The 20,260-nt window shown below is 53.2% G+C and carries 16 protein-coding genes and 1 pseudogene; 2 read left to right on the top strand and 15 right to left on the bottom strand.

What is annotated here, in order from left to right; genetic code table 11:
• Positions 1 to 20: 20 nt before the first annotated feature.
• From C5610_RS03600 to C5610_RS03590, 3 genes are all read right to left on the bottom strand, one after another.
• Positions 21 to 1,304 carry a dicarboxylate/amino acid:cation symporter gene (locus tag C5610_RS03600; protein ID WP_105305941.1) on the bottom strand — a complete coding sequence of 428 codons (1,284 nt, stop codon included), beginning with the start codon at positions 1,302 to 1,304 and terminating at the stop codon, positions 21 to 23.
• A 117-nt stretch (positions 1,305 to 1,421) separates the two neighbouring features.
• Positions 1,422 to 2,417 (bottom strand): protease SohB, encoded by a 996-nt coding sequence (gene sohB / locus C5610_RS03595; RefSeq protein ID WP_105305940.1) that lies wholly within the window; start codon positions 2,415 to 2,417, stop codon positions 1,422 to 1,424.
• Between the two features lie 258 nt (positions 2,418 to 2,675).
• Positions 2,676 to 5,069: a VolA/Pla-1 family phospholipase gene (locus C5610_RS03590; RefSeq protein WP_105305939.1), complete on the bottom strand. Its 2,394-nt coding sequence runs from the start codon at positions 5,067 to 5,069 to the stop codon at positions 2,676 to 2,678.
• 182 nt (positions 5,070 to 5,251) lie between these two features.
• On the opposite strand from C5610_RS03590, the gene C5610_RS03585 reads away from it, so the two are divergent.
• Together C5610_RS03585 and C5610_RS03580 are read left to right on the top strand one after the other, a co-directional pair.
• The gene (locus tag C5610_RS03585; protein WP_105305938.1) at positions 5,252 to 6,004 is read left to right on the top strand and encodes a YciK family oxidoreductase; all 753 of its coding nucleotides are present in this window, start codon (positions 5,252 to 5,254) and stop codon (positions 6,002 to 6,004) included.
• A gap of 28 nt (positions 6,005 to 6,032) precedes the next feature.
• Complete coding sequence (locus C5610_RS03580) at positions 6,033 to 7,097, top strand: WD40/YVTN/BNR-like repeat-containing protein (RefSeq protein WP_105305937.1); 1,065 nt, start codon at positions 6,033 to 6,035, stop codon at positions 7,095 to 7,097.
• Here C5610_RS03580 and C5610_RS03575 read toward each other — a convergent pair.
• The 12 genes and pseudogenes from C5610_RS03575 to C5610_RS03515 form a co-directional block, all read right to left on the bottom strand.
• Positions 7,045 to 9,144 carry an aminotransferase class V-fold PLP-dependent enzyme gene (locus tag C5610_RS03575; protein ID WP_105305936.1) on the bottom strand — a complete coding sequence of 700 codons (2,100 nt, stop codon included), beginning with the start codon at positions 9,142 to 9,144 and terminating at the stop codon, positions 7,045 to 7,047. The genes C5610_RS03580 and C5610_RS03575 overlap by 53 nt on opposite strands.
• A 66-nt stretch (positions 9,145 to 9,210) precedes the next feature.
• Positions 9,211 to 9,423, bottom strand: a complete 213-nt coding sequence (nqrM, locus tag C5610_RS03570) for a (Na+)-NQR maturation NqrM (RefSeq protein ID WP_105305935.1) — start codon at positions 9,421 to 9,423, stop codon at positions 9,211 to 9,213.
• Between the two features lie 12 nt (positions 9,424 to 9,435).
• Positions 9,436 to 10,401, bottom strand: coding sequence for an FAD:protein FMN transferase (locus tag C5610_RS03565; RefSeq protein ID WP_262340002.1), 966 nt, complete (start codon positions 10,399 to 10,401; stop codon positions 9,436 to 9,438).
• A 69-nt stretch (positions 10,402 to 10,470) separates the two neighbouring features.
• Positions 10,471 to 11,697: an NADH:ubiquinone reductase (Na(+)-transporting) subunit F gene (nqrF, locus tag C5610_RS03560; RefSeq protein ID WP_105307696.1), complete on the bottom strand. Its 1,227-nt coding sequence runs from the start codon at positions 11,695 to 11,697 to the stop codon at positions 10,471 to 10,473.
• A 45-nt stretch (positions 11,698 to 11,742) separates the two neighbouring features.
• Positions 11,743 to 12,351 carry an NADH:ubiquinone reductase (Na(+)-transporting) subunit E gene (gene nqrE / locus C5610_RS03555; protein ID WP_105305933.1) on the bottom strand — a complete coding sequence of 203 codons (609 nt, stop codon included), beginning with the start codon at positions 12,349 to 12,351 and terminating at the stop codon, positions 11,743 to 11,745.
• 5 nt (positions 12,352 to 12,356) lie between these two features.
• The gene (locus C5610_RS03550; protein WP_105305932.1) at positions 12,357 to 12,989 is read right to left on the bottom strand and encodes an NADH:ubiquinone reductase (Na(+)-transporting) subunit D; all 633 of its coding nucleotides are present in this window, start codon (positions 12,987 to 12,989) and stop codon (positions 12,357 to 12,359) included.
• The gene (locus C5610_RS03545) at positions 12,982 to 13,758 is read right to left on the bottom strand and encodes a Na(+)-translocating NADH-quinone reductase subunit C (RefSeq protein ID WP_105305931.1); all 777 of its coding nucleotides are present in this window, start codon (positions 13,756 to 13,758) and stop codon (positions 12,982 to 12,984) included. Before C5610_RS03545 ends, C5610_RS03550 begins: the two co-directional genes overlap by 8 nt.
• Positions 13,751 to 14,953 (bottom strand): NADH:ubiquinone reductase (Na(+)-transporting) subunit B, encoded by a 1,203-nt coding sequence (locus C5610_RS03540; RefSeq protein WP_105305930.1) that lies wholly within the window; start codon positions 14,951 to 14,953, stop codon positions 13,751 to 13,753. Before C5610_RS03540 ends, C5610_RS03545 begins: the two co-directional genes overlap by 8 nt.
• Before the next feature lie 2 nt (positions 14,954 to 14,955).
• A complete protein-coding gene (locus C5610_RS03535) occupies positions 14,956 to 16,296 on the bottom strand; it encodes a Na(+)-translocating NADH-quinone reductase subunit A (protein ID WP_105305929.1) in 1,341 nt (446 codons plus the stop codon).
• Between the two features lie 174 nt (positions 16,297 to 16,470).
• Positions 16,471 to 17,649, bottom strand: coding sequence for an enoyl-ACP reductase FabV (gene fabV, locus C5610_RS03530; protein WP_105305928.1), 1,179 nt, complete (start codon positions 17,647 to 17,649; stop codon positions 16,471 to 16,473).
• Between the two features lie 1,700 nt (positions 17,650 to 19,349).
• Positions 19,350 to 19,640, bottom strand: a pseudogene (locus C5610_RS03520) (BolA family protein); the annotation flags it as partial.
• Between the two features lie 15 nt (positions 19,641 to 19,655).
• A complete protein-coding gene (locus C5610_RS03515; RefSeq protein WP_126819294.1) occupies positions 19,656 to 20,138 on the bottom strand; it encodes a hypothetical protein in 483 nt (160 codons plus the stop codon).
• Between the last annotated feature and the right edge of the window lie 122 nt (positions 20,139 to 20,260).

The raw sequence follows: 20,260 nt of genomic DNA, 5'->3' as shown, positions 1-20,260 counted from the left end.
GTGTCGCGCCGGGGCGCGACCTACAGATCTTCGAGTTTTTTACCCGCTTCGCGATCGTAGTAAACGTCCTCGTCAAAGTCACCTTCCGACTTCGCCACAACGCAACTTACCATCGCATCACCGGTCACATTAACCGCGGTACGGGTCATATCCAACAAGCGGTCAACACCGATGATGAGGCCAATACCCTCAACCGGTAACCCGACCTGCTGCAATACCATTGCCAGCATGATCAGACCAACGCCGGGCACACCTGCGGTACCTACCGACGCCAGTGTCGCGGTCAGGATAACCATCAGATAGTCGCCCACGGACAAATCCAGACCATAAACCTGCGCGATAAACACCGTCGCCACACCCTGCATGATTGAGGTGCCGTCCATATTGATGGTGGCACCCAGCGGTACGGTAAAGGAACCGACGCTGTTCTTAACGCCCAGACGTTTGGTAACGGTTTCTAGCGTAATCGGCATGGTGGCGTTACTGGATGCGGTACTGAAACCAAACAGCTGCGCGTCACGCATCTTCTTCAGGAAGATGCCCGGCTTAACACGCGCTAAGGCGCTCAGCAGGAATGGATGCACCACCAAGCCGTGAATGATCAGCACCACCAGTACCAGGAAGAAGTATTTTGCCAACCCGGCAATCATGCCCAGCCCGGTTTCGGTGAACAACTTCGCCATCAGCGCAAACACACCGTAGGGGGCGAGGTTCATCAGAATCACCACCAGCTTCATGATGACGTCATTAAAGTCGTCAAAAAAGCCTTTCAGGCGCTCACCGGGTTTTCCAACCAGCGCCATCGCAATACCGAACAACAACGCAAACACAATGATTTGCAGCATGTTGCCTTCGGCCATCGCATTGATCGGGTTATCCGGGAACAAATCGATGATAACCTGCGACAGTGACGGCGCTTCCGAGGGCTCAAAGGTGGCGTTAGAGTCGCGCTCGACACCCGAACCCGGCTGAATAAGGATGGCCGAGAAAATCGCAATCGAAATGGCAATAGCCGTGGTGATCAAATACAAACCGACGGCTTTACCGCCCAGTCGGCCGAGTTTGCTCGGGTCGCTCAGTGAGCAGGTACCCACCACCAGCGACACAAACACCAAGGGCACCACCAGCATTTTTAATGAGGTAATAAATATCTGACCAATGATATTAAACAGACCATTCGTCAGATAACTATCAACCCAGGCACTTTCACCTACCAGGTAACGCAGCGCCAGCCCCAGGATAATACCGGCGAACATACCAATGGCAATGCGCGCGGTCAGGCTAAGTTTTTTCTTATCACTCATACGAGTCCTTTATAGTTAGCGTCTTATCAGTCAAGCCCAAAATAATCGCCATAGCCTAGCAAAAAGGCGCTAGCCGCGCTAGCGCCAAACCGTTGTGTGGGCTAATGATACGATGAATTACACATCCGAGCGGGCAAACGAGGTCTTCAATGTGTGGATTAATGTCGCCGCACCTTTGGCAAAACGTTCGCTGATGGGTTTCTTCACGCTGTATTCCAGCTTCAGGATTTCGCGTTCACTCAGCTGTTTCAGCAACCAGGCGTCACTGGTGATGATCTCATCCACCAACCCCAGTTCTTTCGCCTGTTGTCCTGACCACACCTCACCGGTTGCCACTTTGTCGATATCCAGTTGCGGACGGTTGGTTTGGACGAACTCCTTAAACTGGTGATGGATGGCTTCCAAATCCTTTTTAAACTTACGGCGCCCTTCTTCAGTATTTTCACCAAAGATGGTCAGCGTCCGTTTAAATTCACCGGCGGTAATCTGTTCAAAGTCAATGTCATGATTCTTCAACCAGCGATGCACGTTAGGAATTTGCGCGACCACACCAATGGAGCCGATAAAAGCAAACGGCGCCGCGTAAATCTTGTGACCAACACAGGCCATCATGTAGCCGCCACTGGCCGCAACTTTATCCACCGCCACGTGTACGGTCATGCCATGCTCACGTAAACGTTGCAACTGCGCCGCCGCTAACCCATAACCATTCACCACACCACCGCCGCTTTCCAGCCGCACCAGCACGTCGTCTTTGTCGGTTGCCATACTCAGGATAGCGTTCACTTCACGCCGCAGACTGTCGACTTCCTTGGCATCCAAAGATCCTTTAAAGTCGATCACAAACAAACGTTTATCGTGTTTTTCTTCACTTTTACGGGCTTTTTTAAGCAGTTTCTCCGCTTTTTTGCGCGCCTTTTTGTCCAACAGCTCCATCTGTAAGGCATCCTGCATTTCCTGCAGCTCTCGCGACAAATGGGTAACCTCCAATTCGCCTTTTTGTTTCTTTTGCTTTTGCGCAGCCTGAGCAATAACACCGGTGATCACCACAAAAGCGAACACAATAATGGCTGCTTTTAACAAAAATCCGCCGACATCGGCTAAAAATTCCATACCCACTCCTACATTCCACAGTTCGCTTTAGTCTAGCACTTTTCCGCACCGCTGTAGCCCCAAACCACCGGACAAGTGGCAAAGCGAGTGGCGAAGCCACAAGCACACCTAAAAAAAGCAAAGCGAGTGGCGAAGCCACAAGCCGCCAAGCAAGCCCGCAGGGCGCCAAGCAAGCGGGCACCGCCCGCGCCAAACAAAAAAAGGCCAGCGAAGCTGACCTTTTTGCCAAGCGGGTAAGGCGGAACACCGCCTTACCTGCTACTGAACAACATCTTCGTTAGTGACAGGCAGCATCAGCATATCCGAACCAAACCAGCTGAAAATCTGCGTTTGCATCTCGGTTGTCGCCGCCGCAGACGCTTCCGGCGATACCAACGACGCATGGTCACCAGCACTAAAGCGCACCGCTCCCGATACCGGATTACCGTCTTCGGACTGCACCGTAGCCGATACCGAAGGCAGGCCCATCAGACCAATCAATGGCTCAGTACCAGCCAGTGGTTTACCCGCAACCGCATTTGGAATGGTTGCATCACCCACTGCTTCGATTAAATGAACCGGCGTTTCGGTCGCCACAACGCCCGCCGAATAGTTCACCGGATCCGCCGAGTCAATCACCGCTTGCGCAGCAAAGGCAAACTGCTCAAAGGTCGCATTAATCTGCGCACGTTCAGCATCCGATGCACCATCGATAAACTGCGTGTACACCTGTGCCAGCAATTCGCTGAAGCCTTCACCACCCGGCGTCACACCGGCCGCTTCCGCCTGTGCGTTAACCACTTCGGCAAACTCTGCACTGGCTGAGTAAAGCAACTGGCTCTTAACCGGCACTTCGAAAGAACCTGACGCCAGCAAGAAGTTGGCAATGCTGCCGCCCGGCATACCGAACGACGATGCCTGCACCTCAAACATTGGGCTTAACGGCTCAAGTTGTGGGTTAGACAATGGCGTATTCGCCAACGCGGTAAAGCCAACACCGGCAATCGCGCCCAGCGAGTGACCGACAAAGTGCACGTCCTGACCGTTCAGCTGTGCGCCGTCCGCTGCCATGAAGTTATTCAGGCTCATACGCAAGCCGACAAGATCAGCAATCGACTGGCGAATGTTGTCTCGAGCGCCCAGCAGGTTAGCCAGGTTCATGTACGCCGTCACACCAGCCGGACTGGATGCGTCAATCGCACCAAAGGCACGGTCACCGTGTAATGGATGGTCAATGGCCACGGTGGCAAAGCCAGCGGCTGCCAATGAGCCGGCAATACCTGCGGCATTGGTCTTCTCACCGGTGATACCATGCTGGAAAATCACTACCGGCCAGCCGCCTTGTGGGACCGCTTCCAGTTCCGCCATGCCGCGCTGAGCACGAATCGCGTTAACGGTCGCCAGATCCGGAATGGTAATAAACGCCGGTACCGTTTGTGTGCCCTGAATGGCCGGAACCGGGTTGTACTTGGTTAAGTGACGTTCGTTATCCACACCCGGGAAGTCGAAACAGTTATTCGGTGGCAACAGCAAGCTTGGATCCTCCAGCGCTTCAGCCGGAATACCCGCACCTGCAGGATCAATAACACCCTGTTCAATCGCACCTAAAATCGATGCCGGGCTGTCACAGGCTGCCTGCCAGCGACCGTCAATCGGCGCGGTTGGGTTTTCAGCGGTTGGCAACGGTGAATAGTAAGGCAGGTTAACCTGACCACCGTACACGCGCGCTGCCGAAGCCGCAGCCAGCGCCGCCGGATCGGTGACACCGTTCTGCTGCAGCACCACGTCCAACGTATAACCTTGTGGAGCAGCCTGCATAACCGGCACTTCCGGTGACCAAGGTGTATCCACACCCGCCGCACTTAAGGCCAGCATCTGTTTAGTTGCGCCCAGCACATCACCGACCGACTGGGTGGTAAAGTTGGACGCATAAATCACGTCTTCGGCATCCACACCAAACTGCGCCAGAGCGCCTTCATAGCTGTTGATTAAGCGCTGCAGCGACACCGCCGACGGATCTGACGATACCGGATCGCTGTCAGCCGGACGTTTCATCAATGTGTAAGTTTGTGAAGGATGAACATCACGACCCAATTCGTCCTGAATGTTCGAGGTTAATGCCACGATGTAACCAGTTTTCGGTTTTAACGGCCGTAGCGGTACCACCGCAACAGTGTCTTCATCAACCGCCGATACGGTAAAGTCAACACCGTGTGTCAGCTCAGCTGTTACCGCACAAGCCGCCGCCGGGCTCGCTGCAGCACACTCGGCGCTTACGTCCGAGCCGCCCTGAATGGTTTCAAACACACGAATCGCACCCTGCGCTTCGACACTGCTTGCTGCTACGGCTATCAGGTCGCCATTTTCATCACGCGGCAATGAGAAGTTAAAGGTCATGGTCGGGTGTGTACCCCAGCCGTCAAGGCCATTTAAAGCCACTTGTGGATCACTGCTGTCGCTTGGGTCTGCAACCGGGATATTCAGCGTGCCATCAACGGTACCGCTCAACAACACGTTGGTTGGCGCCGGAATAATGCTGTTAGAAGGATCAAACTGAACACGCGTTGCAGCAATATTAATTTCTTCTTCTGTCAACGGTGCTTCATCACCGCTACCACAGCCGACCAGACTTAGTGCTGATCCAATCGCCAATGGGAGTAATAATTTTTTCATGTGGATTCCCCAGTCCTTTTTTACATTTTTATTATGAAGCCTTCGCTTAACGATTTTTATACACCTGTATGAATTAAGATAAAAGGCTTTTTCCGGAATTTCTATTCGTTTGCTGAGAAGTTATCCGAATATCAGTACAATAGCTTACACTGACGCTAACAGTCCAATGGAAAACGATAAATATGCAAATCAAAACTGTACACGATTACCAAGCGCGTCCTGACCTGCTGAAGGACAAAGTCATTCTTATTACCGGCGCCGGTGACGGCATCGGCCGTCAGGCGGCGCTGTCGTTTGCGGAACATGGCGCTACCGTCATTCTCCTCGGTCGCACCGTGGCCAAGCTGGAAGCGGTCTATGATGAAATTGAACAAGCCGGTGGCGCGACACCCGCGATTATTCCGCTCGACTTAAAAGGCGCTAGCAAACAAAATTACCAGGACATGGCCGCCACCATTAAAGAACAGTTCGGACGCCTGGACGGATTGCTGCACAACGCCGGCATCCTCAGTATTCTGTCGCCGTTTACCCACATCGAGGAAGACGACTTCCGCGATTCGTTGCAGGTCAATGTTACCGGGCCGATGCTGATGACCCAGGCGTTGTTACCGGTTATGCAACTGGCACCGCAGGCGTCGCTGGTCTTTACTTCATCAGGCGTCGGTCGTAACGGGCGCGCTTACTGGGGCAGCTACTCGGTGTCGAAGTTTGCGACAGAAGGTATGGCACAGGTGATTGCTGACGAGTACGACACCACCACGGTTCGCACCAACGTCATCAATCCTGGGGCAACCCGCACCAGTATGCGCTCAAAAGCCTATCCGGCAGAAGATCCAAAACAGCTCAAAACACCGTTAGATCTGATGCCGACTTATTTGTATCTGATGGGCGATGATAGTACAAAAGACAATAACATTTGTTTCGACGCGCAATAGCGCGCGTCGCCACCACCAAGGTTGGTCTATGCACATAAAACGCCATTTCGTTACATTGTTATTGGCATCGTCCGCACTCAGCGCTCCGGCGCTGGCGGTAGAGCCACCACAACTTGAAGTGTTCGACAATGTTGAGAAACAACTCTGGATAGGCGTTGCCCCCGTTAGCCGGTCAACGATCTGGTTATCCGGCGAAAATGGGCAGGTGGCGCACAGCGAAGACGGCGGCACGAGCTGGCGTTACAGTCAGCCAGGCCAGGACGATTTGCAATTTCGGGATATTGAAGCCATCGACAATCGTCAGGCGTATGTACTGAGTATCGGCGATGACGGTCAGTCGAAAGTTTACTTTACCGACAACAGCGGCGCCAATTGGCGTATGCGCTACCGCGCCGAAGCCGATACCTTCTTGAACTGCATGGGCATTTCGCCCAATGGTGAAGCCTGGGTATTTGGTGACAGCGTCGGCGATGAGTGGCGCATTGTGCGCAGTCCGAGCGGCCGAAACTGGATTAAAGCCAACAGTGCAATCAGCGAAAAGCCGCAGTCCAACGAGGGCGGTTTCGCCTCCAGTGGCAGCTGTGTGCGCTTTAATAACGATACCTGGTTAGTCGGTACCGGCAACGCGGATACCGCGCGAGTTTTGCGCAAAGGCGGATTCGGTATCCGTTTTGACGTCATCGACAGCCCGATGCAGGCCGGGCCTAACGCCGGTATCTTTGCAGTCTGGCCGCTTGATGATGAGCAGTTTTATATCGCCGGTGGTCACATTGATCCCGCCGAGGACGAAGGCAAGCGGTTGTGGTTTTACGACGGCAATGAATTCAACGCGCTGCCGGAACCTCCCCTGCAAGGCGCGCTGTACAGTCTCAGTGTGGTCGAACACAATGGCCGCTGGCTGCTCACCTCAAACCCTTCCGGCGCAGCCGCTTATCACGTGCCCAGCAGCCAATGGTTCAGCCTCACCGATGCCAATGTCTGGAACGTCCAGTGCCATGGCAACATCAGTTGTTGGCTGGTTGGCAAAGAAGGCTTTGTGGCTAAGCTTGTTTGGAAGCCAGAGCCAGACCGCCCAGAAGATGTCGGGTTTTAGTAAACCCATGACGACGCAGCGCGTTGGCAACAACGCCGCTGCGGTTACCCGAACGGCACACACAGATCAGTTCACGCTGCTGTAACTCACTGTTATCGTGAATGAACTGCACCACCTGCGTAAGCGGGACGTTAATCACCTGGGCGCAACACGGCAAATCATCCACCATATGCTCCTGCCGTTCACGCACGTCAATGATAATGACGTCCTCACGGCGCCAGAAATCTTCGTCACCAATCGCGATATCGATACCGGTCTGCGGCACGGCTACGGCGCGGTCGTCCAATCGGGTGACCAACTGAGAGTCCGGATCATAGCCGGCACAGATGAGCGTACGCTCACCCAGACAGCGACACAAAGACTCCCGCGCAATGTCCTTGCCGATAAAGGCAAAATCAACATGCAGTGCCTGCCGCTCCGCCACCGGTTCACTCAGCAGATACACCGGTAACCGGCTGCCGAAGCGGAACAAACGCCGGGCGCCGATATTAAGACAGCCATCAACACCGCTCTGACATTCTTGTGGGATGGCATCGCACTGGGCAATCGCGGCGGTTGGCCAGCCAAACAAATCGCTGTCGCCACTGGTTAGCGGTAACATATCGCGCAACAGCGCCGCCGCATCGGCACACTCACCTTCTGCGGCGGTACTCAACACCGCCGGTACCTGATAATGCTGACAACGGGCGATGTTCTCGATACGCCCGGCCAAAGCCGGGTGCGGATCGATCACCACCATTTCTTTGGCGGCCCGATCAATCAGCAGATAACTGCAACTGTCGTCGTAGCGCAGTTGCACCACGCCGTCCAGCAAACTGTCGTTGTCGTCGTTGGTATCCGCCACAATCAGGCACGACTGCTGTAGCGCGTCTGCGGCCTGTTGCAGGCGTTTGCAGGCTTCATCAATCTCGGCCTGGGTGGTGGCCGGGCCAAACGACATCCGGATCGCCGACTCGCTGCGCCAGGACGGCAACCCCATGGCATCCAGCACAAAACTGCGGGTCACTTTCGAGCTACAAGCCGAACCTGAACTAACGCGGATATGACAGGCATCCAGCACGTCCATGATGTCACGTGAAGAGACCCCCTGAACGGAAAAATTCAAGGTGGTAGGCACCGATACGGCAAAGTCGTTATTAAACACCACGCCGGGGAACGCCTTTTTCAGTGCCGCCGCCAGTTGCTCCCGATAGGCCGTCAGCGTCGCGTGCGAGGCAAAGCCCTTGTGTTCACCGTTCATGACCTCAAACAGCGCATTGAGCGCGGCAATGCCGGGCAAATTTTCGGTGCCCGAGCGGTAACCGCTCTCCTGTCCGCCGCCGATGATCAGCGGCGTAAAGGGCGCGCTGTCACGGATCGCCATAAAACCAATGCCTTTCGGGCCATACAGCTTATGACCACTGAATGGCGCGTAATCAATGCTGGTGTTGTCCAGCTCAAGGTTTTGTTTGCCCAGCGCCTGCACACAGTCAACCATCCACGGAATCGTTGGCGCATGCTGACGGATCACCTGCTCTAAACGGCTTAAGTCCTGCACTACGCCGGTTTCGTTATTCACCGCCATGGTACAAATCATTGCTGCCTGCGCCACGTGCGCGGCAATAAAATCTAAATCCAGCAGCCCTTTTTGATCGACCGGAATGGCCAGCAACTCGGCGTTTAAGCCCAGTAATTCGTTCCAGTGGGCGAGCGCCTGGGGCACCGCCTTGTGTTCGGTTGCACCATACAGCAAGTATTGCCGTGGCCGGTCGGGGTTCTGCACGGCGGCACGAATCGCCGACACCACCGCGGTCTGAATACCTTCGGTCGCGCCGCTGGTAAAAATCAGTTTGCTGTTAAAGGAGCCAATCGCCTCTCGCGCCTGCTGGCGAGTCGTGTCCAAAATGTAACGCGCTTTCAGGCCGGTAATATGGCTGCTGGAGGGGTTGCCAAAAATGGCTTCCATGGTGTGTGACACCGAGCGGGCAATATCGGGAAGAACCGGTGTGGTGGCGTTGCAGTCTAAGTAGATTTCCTGACTGTCCGGCTGTAACTCAAGTGGATTCATGACTACCCCCAATACGGCATTTACGGCGATGATTGAGGGTAGTTATATCGTTATAACGTTTTGTGGTCAATGGATTTGGTTTTCTTTCCACTGCTGCTCTTTTTTCATCCGCGCTTTTTTCTTGTCGCACGGATCATCGCAGTCACAGGCTTTTTCCATACCCAATGAACTGATACCACCGCAACTTCCGGAAATGGTCTTGCGCTGTACAATGTAACCGACCGCCATAATCACTACGACGATCAAAAACAACGCCAGTACCAAAAGAAAGGTTTGCATGAGAACTCCTAATCACTGCTCCGATAACAACGGCTCAAACGCCGGGCTAACCCACTCACCAAAGCCATCATCAGTTTTGTAAACCAATAACGCCGCGAGCTGATGTTTTTCCACAAACGCTTTTGCCTGTTCGGTTCCCATCACGAGCAACGCGGTTGCATAAGCGTCCGCCGACATGCAGTCGTCGGTGTAGACACTTACGGACACCAAATTGTGCTGAATGGGTTCGGCTGTTAACGGATTAATAATGTGTGAATAACGACGTCCGTTCTCTTCATAAAAATTACGGTAATCGCCTGAAGTGGCCAGTGCCCCTTCATTAAATGAGACAATTTCCTGAATCGATCGTTCCGTAGAAACCGGCTTCTCAACCGCTAGCCGCCAGGGCTGACCGTCCGGCTTGCCACCGCGGGTGCGGATCTCACCACCAATCTCAATCAGATACTGGGTAATCTCCAAATCGTCCAGCAGGTAAGCGACACGATCCACACCATAGCCTTTAGCGATGGTTGATAAATCGACGTATACCTTAGGATGCGCTTTGGTCAACTGATGATTTTCGATGCGCAATTTGCGGTAACCCACATAATCCCGTACCGCTTCCAGTTCTTCTGCCGTTGGCACCTGTTCCGGTTTTGCCTGTGGACCAAAGCCCCACAGATTCACCAGCGGGCCGACGGTAACGTCCAGCAAACCATCAGTCTGTTCAGAGATCGCTAACGCCCGCCCGATAACCCGTTCCAGCGCACGGCTGATCACCACCGGTTGGGTCGATTCGTGACGGTTGAAACGCGACAGTTCCGAGTCCGGATCATAGGTCGACATCTGCGCGTTAACTTGCGCCAACACGGTTTCGACTTTTTTCTGAATCTCTGCCTGGGTATGGCGCGGATCTTTACTGTAAAGCGCGATACTGTAGGTGGTTCCCATGGTATCGCCACTAAAACGAATTTGCTTTGGCGCGTCCGAACATGACACTAAAAAGGCTAGTCCCAAAAGGACTAGCCACCATTTAGCGACCACGGATGGTTTAAAAGCCATCATGCATTAACCACCGAAGTCGTCCAGCATGATGTTTTCATCTTCAACACCAAGCTCGTGCAACATGTTGATGACCGCCGCGTTCATGACCGGTGGACCACACATGTAGAACTCACAATCTTCTGGTGCTTCATGATCTTTCAGATAACGCTCATACAACACGTTGTGGATAAAGCCGGTATCACCATCCCAGTTATCTTCGGGTTGAGGATCCGACAACGCCACGTGCCACTCGAAGTTGTCGTTTTCTTCTTGCAGCATGTTGAAGTCATCTTCATAGAACATTTCGCGCAGTGAACGTGCACCGTACCAGAAGCTGATCTTACGCTTAGTGTTAAGACGACGCAGCTGGTCGAAAATGTGCGAACGCATCGGCGCCATACCAGCACCACCACCGATAAAGATCATTTCGGCGTCAGTATCCTTCGCGAAGAATTCACCAAACGGACCAGAAATCGTTACTTTATCACCTGGCTTCAGGCTGAAGATGTACGATGACATTTTACCCGCCGGCAAGCTCAGATCGTTCGGTGGCGGAGTCGCACAACGAACGTTCAACATGATGATGCCTTTTTCTTCCGGGTAGTTCGCCATTGAGTACGCACGAATCACTTCTTCGTCAACTTTAGACTCGACGTCTAAGAAGCCGAAGCGTTCCCAGTCACCACGATACTCTGGCGCAATATCAAAATCTTTGTACTTAACGTGATGCGGTGGAGCTTCGATCTGAATGTAACCACCGGCACGGAAAGGCACTTCTTCACCTTCCGGCAGCTGTACCACGAACTCTTTGATGAAGGTTGCAACGTTGTCGTTAGACTTAACGGTACAATCCCATTTTTTGATACCAAAGACTTCTTCCGGAAGCTCGATTTTCATGTCTTGCTTGACGTTAACCTGACAAGAAAGACGCACACCTTCACGCGCTTCGCGCTTGGTCACATGGTCAAGCTCGGTTGGCAGAATGTCACCGCCACCTTCTTTCACCGTAACCCGGCACTGACCACAAGAGCCACCGCCACCACATGCAGACGATACGAAGATACCCGCGTTCGCCAGTGCACCTAACAGTTTGGTGCCCGGTTGGGTAACAATCTTCTTCTCTTCGTCCTCATTAATCAGGATTTCTACATCGCCCTGCGGTACCAACTTTGATTTAGCGACCATGATGATCGCCACCAAAATCAGTACGATGATGGTAAACATCCCTACACCGAGCGCTATCAGAGTAATATCCATCGATTCGTACCTTTAACGTTTACTGATTCAACACACTGGTTAAAGAGATACGCCGGAGAACGACATAAAGCCCAAACCAATAAGACCTACTGACATGAACGTCGCGCCCAAACCACGCAGACCATCCGGTACATCAGCGTATTTCAGTTTCTCGCGCACCGCTGCCAAGGCAACAATCGCCAAACACCAGCCCACGCCACTGCCGATACCGTAAACCACAGACTCGCCAAAGTTGTAGTCACGTTCAACCATGAACGACACGCCACCGAAGATGGCACAGTTAACGGTAATCAGCGGCAGGAAGATACCTAACGCGTTGTACAGCGCCGGTACGTATTTATCCAGTGCCATCTCAAGGATTTGCACCAGAGCCGCGATAACGCCGATAAAGGTCAGGAAGCGCAGGAAGCTCAGGTCCGCATCAGGGAAGCCCGCCCAATCCAACGCGCCCGGCGCCAGTATGTTGTGATAAACCAAGTTGTTAACCGGTACTGAAATACCCAGTACCACGATAACCGCTACACCCAAACCAAAGGCTGTTTTAACCTTTTTGGACACCGCCAAAAAGGTACACATTCCCAGGAAGAACGACAGCGCTAAGTTTTCGATGAAAATCGCACGAATGAACAGGTTAATATATTGTTCCATGGCCGTTACTCCTTAGGTTCGACTTGTTCTGGGCGGAAGGTACGCAGTACCCAGATAAAACCGCCGATGATGAAGAACGCACTTGGCGGCATCAGCAACAAGCCAACCGGCTCGTACCAACCACCTTCTGACACCAGTGGCAGAATTTGTACGTCGAACAAGCTACCTGAACCAAACAGCTCACGGATAAAGCCAACCACCAACAATACGATAGAGTAACCCAGACCGTTACCGATACCATCCAGTAGGGACATAAACGGCGTACTCTTCATCGCATAAGCCTCGGCACGGCCCATAACGATACAGTTGGTGATGATCAGACCAACGAATACCGACAACTCACGGGAAATCTCGTAAGCGTAGGCTCGCAACACCTGGTCAACAACAATAACCAGACTCGCAATGATGGTCATTTGCACGATAATCCGCACACTCGAAGGAATGTGGTTACGGATGATCGAGATGAAAAAGTTTGATGCCGCAACAACCGCGGTTAGTGCGATACACATAACCAGCGTGTTGGTCATCTTAGACGTTACCGCCAGTGCTGAGCAGACACCGAGGATCTGCAGCGCAATGGGGTTATTCGCGAAGATCGGTCCGAATAAAACGGACTTCATTTCTTTTGCACTAGCCATTGGTCAGCTCTCCTTTGCGAAGTTTAGCGAGTAACGGACCGTAAGCTTTGTCGCTCATCCAAAAGTCGATAAGCGCGTCAACGCCGTTACTGGTTAGGGTTGCACCTGAAAGGGCATCAACTTGATGCTCATTGCTTGCGCCACCTTTAACCAAGTCAAACTTCACATTGCCGTCGTCACCGAAAAGCTCTTTACCTTCCCAGGTTTTCACCCAGCTAGGGTTAGTGATTTCACCACCGAGCCCCGGTGTTTCAGAATGTTCATAGAAGTTAACGCCACGTACGGTGTTCAGATCGTCTTCCAACGAGATCAGCCCGTACATGGTGCCCCACAGGCCCTGGCCACGAATATGCAGTACCGCACCGTCGCGATTGCCGTTTTCGTCCATAACCAGGTATACCTCGGTCATGGTTTCCATGGTACCGATGCCTGCGATATCTTCACTTTTTTGCAAGCGCGTGCTGGTGTCCGGGTCGCCTGCTGCCTTACGGTTATCAAATTCCGCAGGATTAACGTCCTGCTGTACTTGATAATCTTTCAGGCTGACAACCAGAGCATTAATGCGCTCGTTGTAAACCGCAGGGATATCCATACCCGGTTCTAAAATACCGGCCGCATCCAGAATGTTACGTTGCATAGCCAACGCCGCGTTCTTTTCCTGCAGTGGCTTCAGCGCAACCGCTGAGCCAGCAACCAGAATCGAACACACCAAACAAAGAGCCAGCACCACACCGATGGTTTTGCCTAGACTTTCATTCTTCTTAGACATTGCGTGCTAACCTCCGTTTGATGTTGGCCTGTGCTACAAAGTAGTCAAACAACGGTGCAAAGACGTTCGCGAACAAGATAGCCAGCATAATACCTTCCGGGAATGCCGGGTTGATGACACGAATCATCACCGTCATGAAACCAATTAACAGGCCGTATGCAAATTTACCTTTGTTGGTGAATGACGCAGAAACCGGGTCGGTCGCCATGAACATCATCGCGAACGCAAAACCACCCAGTACTAAGTGCCAGTACCACGGCATCGCAAACATTGGGTTGCTGTCGCTACCAATCAGGTTCAGCAGACCGGAGAACAGCACCATACCTACGAACACACCAGCAACGATGCGCCATGAGGCGATGCGGAAGTAAATCAGTGCCAGACCACCGATTAGGATCATCAGCGTTGAAACTTCACCGACTGAACCCTGGATGTTACCCAGGAACGCGTCCCACCACAGTTCCGTGTTAGCGTAATCGAGATTACCCAGCGCCGCTTTACCCAGGTTAGTCGCGCCAGAGAACCCATCGACCGCCGTCCAGATAGAGTCACCAGACATACTTGCCGGGTAAGCAAAGTACAGGAACGCACGACCGGTCAGTGCCGGGTTAAGGAAGTTACGGCCAGTACCACCGAAGATTTCCTTACCGATAACAACACCGAAGGTGATACCCAGAGCAACCTGCCACAGTGGCGTGGTCGCCGGCAGAATCAATGAGAACAGTACCGAGGTCACGAAGAAGCCTTCGTTAACTTCGTGCTTACGAATTGACGCAAACAGCACTTCCCAGAAACCACCGACAATAAAGGTCACCGCGTAGATCGGCAGGTACCAGCAGGCACCGTACCACATCTTAGTTCCCCAGCCGGCGTCAGCGCCAAGATCGCCACCCAATAAGTGGAACAAGCCCACCTGCCAGGCGTCAGATAACTGATAACCGTCTGCCAGCGCCAGCGCCGCTTGGTTACCAACGTTATACATGCCCCAGAACATAGCCGGGAAGGTCATCATCCAAACCAGGATCATGATGCGCTTCAGGTCGATGCGGTCACGAACGTGCGTGCGTGACTGGGTCACCGTACCTGGCGTGTAAAAGATAGTGGCTACTGCTTCATACAGCGCGTACCACTTTTCGTATTTGCCGCCCTTTTCAAACTGCGGCTCAATACGCTCGAGTGTATCTTTCAAGCTCATGGTTAGCCTTCTTTCTCAATCTTAGTGAGACAATCGCGCAGCACCGGGCCGTACTCGTACTTCCCAGGGCAAACATAGGTGCACAATGCCAAATCTTCCTCGTCCAGCTCCAGACAACCCAGTTGTTGAGCTTCGTCGGTATCACCTGACAACAAGTCACGCAGTAACAGCGTTGGTACGATATCCAACGGCATCACGCGCTCATAGTTACCAATTGGCACCATCGAACGAGACGAACCGTTCAGTGAGGTGGTCATGCTGAACAGCTTCTTCGGATTGAAGTGGCCGGCATAAGCTCGGGTAACCGAGTGCAGGTCCGAACCTGGACGCAACCAGCCGAAGAATTCTTTGTGGTTACCCTCAGGGATAACACTGACTTGGGTATGGAAACGACCCAGCCATTGGTGCGCGTCGTCCACCTTGTGACCATTTAACACTGAACCACTGATAATACGGTAGTTATCGCCTTGCAGCTCACCGTCAGTCAGTTCACGCAAGTTGGCACCCATACGAGTACGCAACACACGAGGTTCTTTTACGCATTCACCGGCAACCGCCACCATCCGATCGGTGAAGATTTCACCAGTGGTGAACAATTTACCGTAGGCGACTACGTCCTGATAGCCGATGTGCCACGCCGGACGCTTCAGGCTAACCGGATGCAAGAAATGCATATGAGTACCGACCAAACCAGCCGGATGCACGCCGCCGAAGGATTCCAGCTGTACTTTCGCATCGCCGGTATCAACTTCTGCATCACCCGCCTTAACCACGAAAACTTTTCCGTCGGTCAGGTTTGACAACACTTTCAAGCCATCGATGAAGGCTTGTTTGTGTTCGTTGATGAACAACGTTGGGTCCATGCACAGCGGGTTGGTGTCCATCGCATTAACGAAGATAGCCGTAGCTTCTGCGTCAAGTGCCGGAGCCTTGCTGTAGGGGCGGGTTCTGAGCGCTGGCCACTGACCAGACTCTACGAGAATTTCCTGAACTTTGTCGCGACCGATAGAGTCGAGCTTGTCGCTGTCGAATTTATCAAAGGTGATCTGCTCTTCGCCATCACATTCGATAACTACTGCTTGCAATACGCGACGTTCGCCACGCGGGATGTCTTTAACAACACCCGCTGCAGGAGCAGTATATTTAACGCCCGGATTTTTTTTGTCTTCAAAAATCACTTGACCTTTTTTCACACGCTCGTCAACTTTAACGTGCATGGTCGGGCGCATACCGACATACTCTTCTCCAAGGGTAGCGACCGTCGTCACGGCCTTACCGTCGGATACTTGCTGCTGGGGGGCTCCCTTAATCGGGATATCCAGCCCTTTCTTGATAGTAATCATATGCGTTTGCACTACTCGTTAGGGAAGATTCATCACAACCAGCCGGTAAGGGCTGGAAACCTGAAAAATCAATAAGTTACCGAGCATGGCAACGCCTACGCGACCACCAGACTCCGTAACTTAAAAACGTATTCCACACTTATCGGGCGGATTTTAACACTTTTTCAGGTGCGCTTACCAGTTAACTTTTGGATTTACGTCAGCATCATAATCAATGTTATCAAAGCCAAACCCAAATAAATTCAGGAAGTCCTGATGGTAGCCTTTGTAGTCAGCCAGCTCATGAAAGTTCTCTTGTGTGACCTGATCCCACAGCGCTTCGATCTTCGCCTGCGTGGCATCGTTGGTTTCGTAACCATCCATGTGCAAACGGCCGGCATCATCAAGTTCCGGGTTCTGCGCGTACAAGCCTTCCGTGAACAAACGATAGATCTGCTCAATGCAACCCTCGTGCGTGCCCTCTTCCTTCATTACTTTATAAATCAGCGAGATGTATAACGGCATCACCGGAATCGCCGAACTGGCTTGTGTAACCAGCGCTTTAAGCGACGATACATAAGCTTTCAGGTTAATGTCCTGATAGTTTTTATCCAACTCACTGGAGGCACGGTCGAGGTCTTCCTTCGCACGACCAATGGTGGCGTGACCATAAATTGGCCAGGTCAGCTTTTTGCCGATGTAGGTATAAGCAGTAGTCTGACAGTCCTGCGCCAATACGCCGGCATCATGCAGTTGCTTGATCCAACGCTCCCAGTCTTCACCACCCATCACCTTGACGGTGTTGGCAATATCATCATCCGTAGCCGGGTCGAGCGTCACTTCGTGCACTTCATCGCGGTCAGTATTGTAGGTTTTGGTGGTGTACTGCTTGCCCACCGGCTTCAATACCGAACTGTAAACCTCGCCACTCTCCGGGTCCTTACGCTTCGGCGACGCCAGACTGTACACCACCAAATCAATTTTGCCCATATTGGCTTTGATGTAGTCAATGCTTTGCTGCTTGATTTCATCAGAAAACGCATCGCCATTAATGGAATGGAAGTTCAAACCCTCAGCCGCAGCCTGCTCATGGAACGCCGCAGTATTGTACCAACCGGCCGTACCCGTACGTTTTTCAGTCGGTTCTTTTTCGAAGCAAACACCCAAAGTATGAGCGCCACTACCGAACGCCGCAGTAATCCGCGACGCCAGCCCATAACCCGTCGACGAGCCAATCACCAGCACATTCTTCGGCCCATTCTCAACCCGCGGCTGTTGCTTCACCCACTCAATCTGACGACGAACATTTTCCGCACAACCAGCCGGATGCGCGTTAGTACAAATAAACCCACGAATTTTTGGTTTAATCACCATGTTAGAGGTTCCCTATTTTGAATTTGCTCTTATTGTAGCGGTTTCTTAGCATTTAACAGATCATACCATTTTTTTGCCTATGGCGATCCATGCAGCGCCCGGAGGCGGGAATGCCCTCCGCCGCGGGATTTTTTCGATATCGGGGATGAATGCGGCCGGCGATCCATGCGGCGCTCGGAGGCGGGAATGCCCTCCGCCGCGGATTATTTCGATATCGAGGGCGCATGCGGCTGGCGATCCATGCAGCGCCCGGAGGCGGGAATGCCCTCCGCCCCGATCGGCACGCGAGGCTGCGCCTCGCTAAGCCGATGGGTACCCACGATCTGGGGGCGATTTTTGGGGGCGATGGGAACGCGGATTTTTTCAATATCGGCGCGGATTATTTCGATATCGGGGGCGCATGCGGCCGGCGATCCATGCGGCTCCGGGAGGCGGGAATGCCCTCCGCCCCGATCGGCACGCGAGGCTGCGCCTCGCTAAGCCGATGGGTACCCACGATTTGCACGAGATTTGGGGATATTTTCAATGCCATGTTTTGAATTCATGCAAAGGGCGTTTTCAATGCGGGATGCCGGCAATGCCACAAAACCTATTCATATCGTAAGTAGCCATCGGCTTAGCGGCGCAGCCGCGTGCCGATCGGGACCAAAAGAATTCCCACCGCCAAACGCCGCATCATCCGCCCGCCGCATGCGACCGCGATCCATAAAAAATCCCCATCGGAATTCATGCAAAGGGCGTCTTCAATGCGGGGGGCCGGCAATACCACAAAACCCAATCATATCGTAGGTAGCCATCGGCTTAGCGGCGCAGCCGCGTGCCGATCGGGACCAAAAGAATTCCCGCCTCCGAAGGCCGCATGGATCGGGACCAAAAAAATTCCCGCCGCCAAACGCCGCATCATCCGCCCGCCGCATGCGACCGCGATCCATAAAAAATCCCACCGAATTCGTGCAAGGGCGTTTTCAATGCGGGGGGCCGGCAATACCACAAAACCCATTCATATCGTAAGTAGCCATCGGCTTAGCGGCGCAGCCGCGTGCCGATCGGGACCAAAAGAATTCCCACCGCCAAACGCCGCATCATCCGCCCGCCGCATGCGACCGCGATCCGGAAATATCCCACCCCCGAATTCATGCACGCGGGTATTCAATGCGAACCAACGGATTTTTCGATATCGGGGATGAATTCCGCCGCGGGAATTGATTGATATCGAGGGCGAATGCGGCCGGCGATCGATGCGGCGCCCGGAGGCGGGAATGCCCTCCGCCCCGATCGGCACGCGAGGTTGCGCCTCGCTAAGCCGATGGGTACCCACGATTTGCACGAGATTTGGGGATATTTTCAATGCCATGTTTTGAATTCATGCAAAGGGCGTTTTCAATGCGGGGGGGCCGGCAATACCACAAAACCCATTCATATCGTAAGTAGCCATCGGCTTAGCGGCGCAGCCGCGTGCCGATCGGGACCAAAAGCATTCCCACCGCCAAACGCCGCATCGATCGCCCGCCGCATACAACCGCGATCCGGAAATATCCCACCCCCGAATTCATGCACGCGGGGATTCAATGCGAACCAACGGATTTTTTCAATATCGGCGCGGATTTGGGCGCGGATTATTTCGATATCGAGGGCGAATGCGGCCGGCGATCCATGCGGCCCCCGGAGGCGGGAATGCCCCATCCCAGGCAATTACCCCCTCCGCCCATGCAATTCGGGGAGTCGGGGGCTTGGCCTTGCCATTCGTCGGGGGTGTAGGTGTGCAGTGCCAGGGCGTGGATTTGTTGCAGTTCGTCGGCCAGCAGTTGGTTGATTGCGCGGTGGCGCTGCAGTAGGCGTTTGCCGGCAAACTGGTCGGTGACCAAGGTCACTTTAAAATGTGACTGGGCGTGCGGGCCGCTGGCGTGCATGTAACTTTCATCGTCGACCTGCACGTGCACCGGCGCAAATGCCTGCCGTAATTTTTGTTCAATCTGTTCTGCCATCTTCATACTGTTCACCCCGTTTTATTGTTCAACCACTGCTGTGTGACATATCACCCGCTGCGCTGCCAGCGTTGCAACGGCCGGGAACACCTGTTCGGCGACATCGCCGCGCGACAGCTCCGCCGGCATTACAATCCGGTAGCGTTGCGCACTAACCGACCCGTCGGTTTGCCACAACATAAAGGATTCATTCGCCAAAATCTCCTGCAACGCCGCCAAGCCGTCTTTACGATACGGTGGAAACGCCGTCACATCACCGGTTAAACGCCAGTTATTCAACTCCATTTCCGATGCCAGCAAGGCTTCGTTTACCGGGTTGCGACAAAAACTCAGTTCAATCACTGCCGCACTAAGCTGCCATTCGTCGTTCGGCAATAATTGCCGATCCAACTGCTGCATGGTGGTTTCCAGTTGTTGTTCCGCGGCCGGCTCGGACGCCGGTTCACAAGCGCTCAGCAACGACGCCAAGGCAACAGACAACAGCACAAAATACGATTTCTTCACGCCGCGCTCTCTTAGTGTTTTAAAAATAGTCTTCAACATGTGCCCGTAGTTTAGCAGAGCAACACCGGTAAATTATAGGATTGTCTATCAGCGCTAGCTTCTGGCATCATATATGAGTTCAT

Origin of the sequence: Idiomarina sp. OT37-5b (assembly GCF_002968395.1) — a bacterium.
In the GTDB taxonomy this organism is placed as follows: Bacteria; Pseudomonadota; Gammaproteobacteria; order Enterobacterales; family Alteromonadaceae; genus Idiomarina; species Idiomarina aquatica.
Note: the sequence above shows the minus strand (reverse complement) of the source record. Positions and strands in the feature narration are given on the sequence as shown.

Coding starts and splice junctions, on each gene's coding strand:
- C5610_RS03600 (WP_105305941.1), bottom strand. CDS start 1,304: ATGAGTGATAAGAAAAAACTTAGCCTGACCGCGCGCATTGCCATTGGT.
- sohB (WP_105305940.1), bottom strand. CDS start 2,417: ATGGAATTTTTAGCCGATGTCGGCGGATTTTTGTTAAAAGCAGCCATT.
- C5610_RS03590 (WP_105305939.1), bottom strand. CDS start 5,069: ATGAAAAAATTATTACTCCCATTGGCGATTGGATCAGCACTAAGTCTG.
- C5610_RS03585 (WP_105305938.1), top strand. CDS start 5,252: ATGCAAATCAAAACTGTACACGATTACCAAGCGCGTCCTGACCTGCTG.
- C5610_RS03580 (WP_105305937.1), top strand. CDS start 6,033: ATGCACATAAAACGCCATTTCGTTACATTGTTATTGGCATCGTCCGCA.
- C5610_RS03575 (WP_105305936.1), bottom strand. CDS start 9,144: ATGAATCCACTTGAGTTACAGCCGGACAGTCAGGAAATCTACTTAGAC.
- nqrM (WP_105305935.1), bottom strand. CDS start 9,423: ATGCAAACCTTTCTTTTGGTACTGGCGTTGTTTTTGATCGTCGTAGTG.
- nqrE (WP_105305933.1), bottom strand. CDS start 12,351: ATGGAACAATATATTAACCTGTTCATTCGTGCGATTTTCATCGAAAAC.
- C5610_RS03550 (WP_105305932.1), bottom strand. CDS start 12,989: ATGGCTAGTGCAAAAGAAATGAAGTCCGTTTTATTCGGACCGATCTTC.
- C5610_RS03545 (WP_105305931.1), bottom strand. CDS start 13,758: ATGTCTAAGAAGAATGAAAGTCTAGGCAAAACCATCGGTGTGGTGCTG.
- C5610_RS03540 (WP_105305930.1), bottom strand. CDS start 14,953: ATGAGCTTGAAAGATACACTCGAGCGTATTGAGCCGCAGTTTGAAAAG.
- C5610_RS03535 (WP_105305929.1), bottom strand. CDS start 16,296: ATGATTACTATCAAGAAAGGGCTGGATATCCCGATTAAGGGAGCCCCC.
- fabV (WP_105305928.1), bottom strand. CDS start 17,649: ATGGTGATTAAACCAAAAATTCGTGGGTTTATTTGTACTAACGCGCAT.